This is a genomic window from Dactylosporangium sucinum, assembly GCF_014647515.1.
In the GTDB taxonomy this organism is placed as follows: Bacteria; Actinomycetota; Actinomycetes; order Mycobacteriales; family Micromonosporaceae; genus Dactylosporangium; species Dactylosporangium sucinum.
In genome coordinates this window covers 1,349-5,746 of the sequence record NZ_BMPI01000032.1, presented here as the reverse complement: position 1 = coordinate 5,746, position 4,398 = coordinate 1,349, and the positions used below count along the sequence as shown (strand labels likewise).

Sequence of the window (4,398 nt, the reverse complement as noted above, 5' to 3'; positions counted from 1 at the left end):
CCCCCCCCCCCCCCCCCCCCCCCCCCCCCCCCCCCCCCCCCCCCCCCCCCCCCCCCCCCCCCCCCCCCCCCCCCCGCGTCCCGCGCCCCTTCGCGTCGATCTTGCACTTGTGGTGCCTGACAAATTCGGACATTCACGGCGTGTCCTGGCACCACAAGTGCAAGATCGACGCAGTGGGGACGGTTGGGCGGGGGCGGGTCAGGGCTGTAGCGCGCGCAGGACCAGGGTCAGGGAGCGTGTGGTCAGGTTGGCGATCGCGTTCGGCAGCAGCATCATCGCCGTCCCGGCGACCATGAGCGTGAGGAAGATCTTCGCCGGGAAGCCGAACGCGAACGGGTTGAGGGCGGGGGCCGCGCGGGTCAGCAGGCCCAGCGCGACGTCGACGCAGAGCATGATCGCGACGAGCGGGGCCGCGATCTGCAGGCCGGCCAGGAACATCTGCGCGGCGCCGGTGGTCACCAGCTGGGTGAGGTTGTCGACCGACATCGTGCCGTCGAGCGGGATCGCCTGGTACGAGCGGGTGAAGCCGCGCAGGATCAGCTGGTGCGAGTCGGTGGCGTACATGATGGCCATCGTCAGCAGGCTGTAGAACCGGCCGAACACCGCGTTGCCCTGCAGCGAGAACGGGTCCATCGCGAACGCGAGGCTGAAGCCGCCGACCATGTCGATGACGTTGCCGGCGATCTGGGTCGCGGCGAAGATCAGCATGGTCAGGAACGCGAGCGCCGCGCCGACCACCACCTGCTCGACGGCGACCGCGATGAGCGTGCCGGTCGACAGGTTCGCCGGCACCTGGGCCGCCAGCTTCGGCTCCAGCGGCAGCGCGATCGCCACCGAGAAGAGCGCCTTGACGGTGGCCGGGATGCCGCGGTTGCTGAACGGCGGGCAGAGCGTGAGCCACACCGCGGCCCGGATGGAGGCGAGCAGCACGGCGATGACCGTGTTCAGCGGGACGCTGAGCTCCATCAGGCGCCGCTGATGAGGTCCGGGATCTGGGCGTAGAGCCGCTCGGTGTAGGTGATCATCTCGTGCAGCATCCAGTTGCCGGCCAGCAGCAGGGCGATGCCGATCGCGGCCGCCTTCGGCACGAACGACAGCGTCTGCTCCTGGATCTGGGTCACCGACTGGAACAGCGACACGACGAAGCCGACGACGAGCGCCGTGACGAGCATCGGCGCCGAGAGCTTGGCGGCGATGGTCATGGCCTGGACGCTCAGCTCGATGATCTTGGTGTCGGTCATGAGAGGGGTTCCCCCGTCATCCTCGATAGCTGGCCACGAGCGCGGTGAGGATCAACCCCCAGCCGTTGACCAGCACGAACAGTAGGAGTTTGAACGGCAGTGCGATGGTCACGGGCGGCAGCATCATCATGCCCAGCGACATCAGGGCGGCCGAGACCACCATGTCGATGACCAGGAACGGGATGTAGATGACGAAGCCGATGATGAAGGCGGCCCGCAGCTCGGAGAGGATGAACGCCGGCACCAGCGTGCTCAGCGGTACCTCCTCCTTGTTCTTCGGCGCCGGTCGATCGGCGATCTTGGTGAAGAGCGCGATCTCGTCCTTGCGGGTCTGCTTGAGCATGAACGTGCGCAGCGGCTGGGTGCCGTCCTTGAACGCGACCGCCTGGGTCTTCTCGCCCTTGAGGTAGGGCTGCACGCCGTCGCGGTTCATGTCCGACAGCACCGGCGACATGATGAACAGGCTGATGAACAGGGCCAGGCCGGCGAGGACCTGGTTGGGCGGCACGTTGCTCAGGCCCAGCGCGTTGCGGGTGATGCTCAGCACCACGAAGATCTTCGTGAACGCCGTGCAGGTGAGCAGCAGCGCCGGCGCGACGGACAGCAGCGTCAGGGCGATCAGGATGGTGATCGACTGACTTGGCTGCACGCCGTCGATGTCGATGTTGACGGTACCGTCGGGCGACCCGTCCACCACCGGCGCCGACGGCGGGGCCGGCGGTTTCGGCGTGGGTGCCGCCTCCGCGAGACCCGGCCCGGCGAGGATCGCGGCGCACAGGAGCGCGGCAACCGCCAGTACCACTCGGATCATCGCTGTCCTCGGAACAGCTTCATCGCCTGCCCGACCGGGTTCTCGGGCGGCGGCGGCTCCGGGAACAGCTTGGCGTCGGCGTCGGCGAGCAGCGACACCCCGTTGTCGGTCACGCCGAGCACGAGGGCCCGGTCGGCCACCTTGACCACGGCGAGGGACGATCCGCGGCTCAGCTGCTGGCGTGCGACCACGGTGACCGTTCCTCCACCGCGGCCGGCGAGCGGGCGCCGGACCAGCCGCGTAAGCGCCCAGAGTATTCCGAAAACTACGGCGAGTGAGCACAGAACGCGCAGAGCCAGCTCGATCATCGTGGTCTTCCGGCTCAGGCCCGGTCGCTCGGGCCGACGATCTCGGTGATGCGGATGCCGAAGTTCTCGTCGATGACGACGACCTCGCCGCGGGCGATCAGCCGGCCGTTGACGAGCAGGTCGGCGGGGCCGCCGGCGGCCCGGTCGAGCTCGATCACCGCCCCGGGGGCCAGCGACAGCAGCTCGCGCACGCTCATGCGGGTGCGGCCGAGCTCGGCGGTCACCTCCATCTCCACGTCGTGGAGCAGGTCGAACGCGGGGCGGGCGCCGCGCTCGCCACGCTCGCGCGGCGCGTCGGCCGGGTCGCCGCCGCCCACCACCTCCGCGGCGACGGCGAGGCCGACCACGGCGTGCACGGCGCCGTCCTCGGCGGTCAGCGGCACGAGGACGCCGTTGGCGGCCACGAGCTGGCCCATCGCGTCGGCCGGCTCGAGCACCTCGCCCGGGTCGACGACGACCGGGCCGATCGTGGCCGCGGCCGCCTCCAGGGCCGGCCGGACGGCCTGGCTGAGGTCGAGGCTGCCCATGGGGGAGTTGGCGAGCGCCTCGACGAGGTCCTGCGTGACGACGATCGCGACCTCGCCCTGCGCGGCGCCGGCGAACCGGGCGCGAACGGACTGGCCGGTGATGGCGAACTCGTCGAGGTTCTGCGTGGGCGCACCGACGGAGAGCGGAGAGCTGGCGGGCAGCAACGCGACGGCGGCCTGGGCGGCCGCCTCCGCCCGGCCCAGCAGCGCCTCGTTGGTGGCGATCGTCATCGGCTGGTCTCCTCAGCGAGGTTCTTCTGGCCGAGTTGCCCGGGGGAGGGCCGGCGCGCGGCGCGCTGGCCGGGCTGGGGGCTCGGCACCACGAGACACGCCATGCGGTTGCCCTGCGCGCCGGGCACGGCGTAGGCGAACGTGATGTCCGCGGTGGTCACGGCGAGGGGCGTCGACGTCGTGTGGGCCAGCGGCACGACGTCGCCGGGCCGCAGGCCGACCAGGTCGGCCGGATGCATCCGGACCGGCTGGAAGCGCACGGCGACCTCGATCGGGGCGCCCTCCAGGCCGGCGACGACGTTGCGGTAGGCGGCCTCGCGGGCGACCCGCTGCGCCTCGGTCAGCACGCCCTCGCCGCGCTCGCCCTGCAGCCTCGGGAAGATCGAGCCGAACGGCAGGCAGATCGTCGCGATGCACTCCTCGGTGCCGACCCGCATCTCGAACGACGACACGATGACCGCGTCGGAGGTCGCACCGGCCTGCGCGAACTGCGGGTTGTACTCGATCGTCGTCATCGTCGGCCGTACCGCCACGATCCCCTCGAAGGCATAGCGGAGCTCACCGAGCGTCCGCTCGATGAGGCTGTGCAGCAGTGGCGTCTCGATGTCGCTCAGCGGTCGCTGCGGCTGCGGGCCGCCGGGGCCGCCGAGCATGTGATCGATGCAGGCCATGGCCGTGCTCAGGGAGAACTCCAGGATGGCGGTGCCGGGCAGGGGGTCGATGTTGAACATCGCGACGATGGTGGGACTGGAGAGGCCGCTGATGTACTCGTCGTAGGTCAGTTGCTCGATGGACACCAGACTGACCTGGGATACCGCGCGCAGGCTCGTGGTCAGCAGCGTGGCGTACTGGCGGGCGAAGGTCTCGTAGGCGATCTGCAGGGTTCGGATGTGCTCGCGGGACAGCTTGGTGGGGCGACGGAAGTCATACGGTTCGGGACCGGAGGTCTTGCCGCCGCGCCGGCTCATCTTGCCGGGCGTGCGGCCGCTTCCGGTCGCGGACGAAGACTGCGTCACTCTCTTACCATCGGCCTTTTCGGGTGCAGCTTGACGTAAAACGGCCGAAACGGACCCGGAGGTTTCCGTAGAAACCACCAGATCCGTCGTGGATCCGCCTGATCCGGCTTACTGGATCACGAACGTCGTGAAGTACACGTCCATGATGAGCTTCTTCTTCTTCTCCGTGTACGCCTTCACGATCTTTTCCTTCAGCTCCGCCTTGGACTTGTCCCGGGCGTCGTTGGTCAGCAGCTCCGACTCGCTGCGGTTGCTGTACAGGCT

The 4,398-nt window shown here is 69.7% G+C and carries 7 protein-coding genes; all 7 read right to left on the bottom strand.

The annotated features are described in order from the left end of the window. Positions 1-198 precede the first annotated feature (198 nt). The 7 genes from IEZ31_RS29270 to IEZ31_RS56940 all read right to left on the bottom strand — a co-directional run bounded on the left by IEZ31_RS29270 (position 199) and on the right by IEZ31_RS56940 (position 4,365). Positions 199-966, bottom strand: coding sequence for a flagellar biosynthetic protein FliR (locus tag IEZ31_RS29270; protein WP_190253234.1), 768 nt, complete (start codon positions 964-966; stop codon positions 199-201). After that, a complete protein-coding gene (gene fliQ / locus IEZ31_RS29265; protein WP_190253233.1) occupies positions 966-1,241 on the bottom strand; it encodes a flagellar biosynthesis protein FliQ in 276 nt (91 codons plus the stop codon). The genes IEZ31_RS29270 and fliQ overlap by 1 nt, the downstream gene beginning before the upstream one ends. A gap of 16 nt (positions 1,242-1,257) precedes the next feature. Continuing rightward, positions 1,258-2,052: a flagellar type III secretion system pore protein FliP gene (gene fliP, locus IEZ31_RS29260; protein ID WP_190253232.1), complete on the bottom strand. Its 795-nt coding sequence runs from the start codon at positions 2,050-2,052 to the stop codon at positions 1,258-1,260. Then, positions 2,049-2,243 carry a flagellar biosynthetic protein FliO gene (locus IEZ31_RS59465; protein ID WP_229835952.1) on the bottom strand — a complete coding sequence of 65 codons (195 nt, stop codon included), beginning with the start codon at positions 2,241-2,243 and terminating at the stop codon, positions 2,049-2,051. The genes fliP and IEZ31_RS59465 overlap by 4 nt, the downstream gene beginning before the upstream one ends. Before the next feature lie 131 nt (positions 2,244-2,374). After that, a complete protein-coding gene (fliN, locus tag IEZ31_RS29250) occupies positions 2,375-3,118 on the bottom strand; it encodes a flagellar motor switch protein FliN (RefSeq protein WP_190253230.1) in 744 nt (247 codons plus the stop codon). Beyond that, a complete protein-coding gene (locus tag IEZ31_RS29245) occupies positions 3,115-4,134 on the bottom strand; it encodes a flagellar motor switch protein FliM (RefSeq protein ID WP_229835951.1) in 1,020 nt (339 codons plus the stop codon). Before IEZ31_RS29245 ends, fliN begins: the two co-directional genes overlap by 4 nt. A 108-nt stretch (positions 4,135-4,242) precedes the next feature. Then, the gene (locus IEZ31_RS56940; protein WP_229835970.1) at positions 4,243-4,365 is read right to left on the bottom strand and encodes a flagellar basal body-associated FliL family protein; all 123 of its coding nucleotides are present in this window, start codon (positions 4,363-4,365) and stop codon (positions 4,243-4,245) included. Positions 4,366-4,398 lie beyond the last annotated feature (33 nt).

Excerpts from the sequence above, each read along its gene's own strand:
- fliN (WP_190253230.1), bottom strand. The coding sequence starts at position 3,118 with ATGACGATCGCCACCAACGAGGCGCTGCTGGGCCGGGCGGAGGCGGCC.
- IEZ31_RS29270 (WP_190253234.1), bottom strand. The coding sequence starts at position 966 with ATGGAGCTCAGCGTCCCGCTGAACACGGTCATCGCCGTGCTGCTCGCC.
- fliQ (WP_190253233.1), bottom strand. The coding sequence starts at position 1,241 with ATGACCGACACCAAGATCATCGAGCTGAGCGTCCAGGCCATGACCATC.
- fliP (WP_190253232.1), bottom strand. The coding sequence starts at position 2,052 with ATGATCCGAGTGGTACTGGCGGTTGCCGCGCTCCTGTGCGCCGCGATC.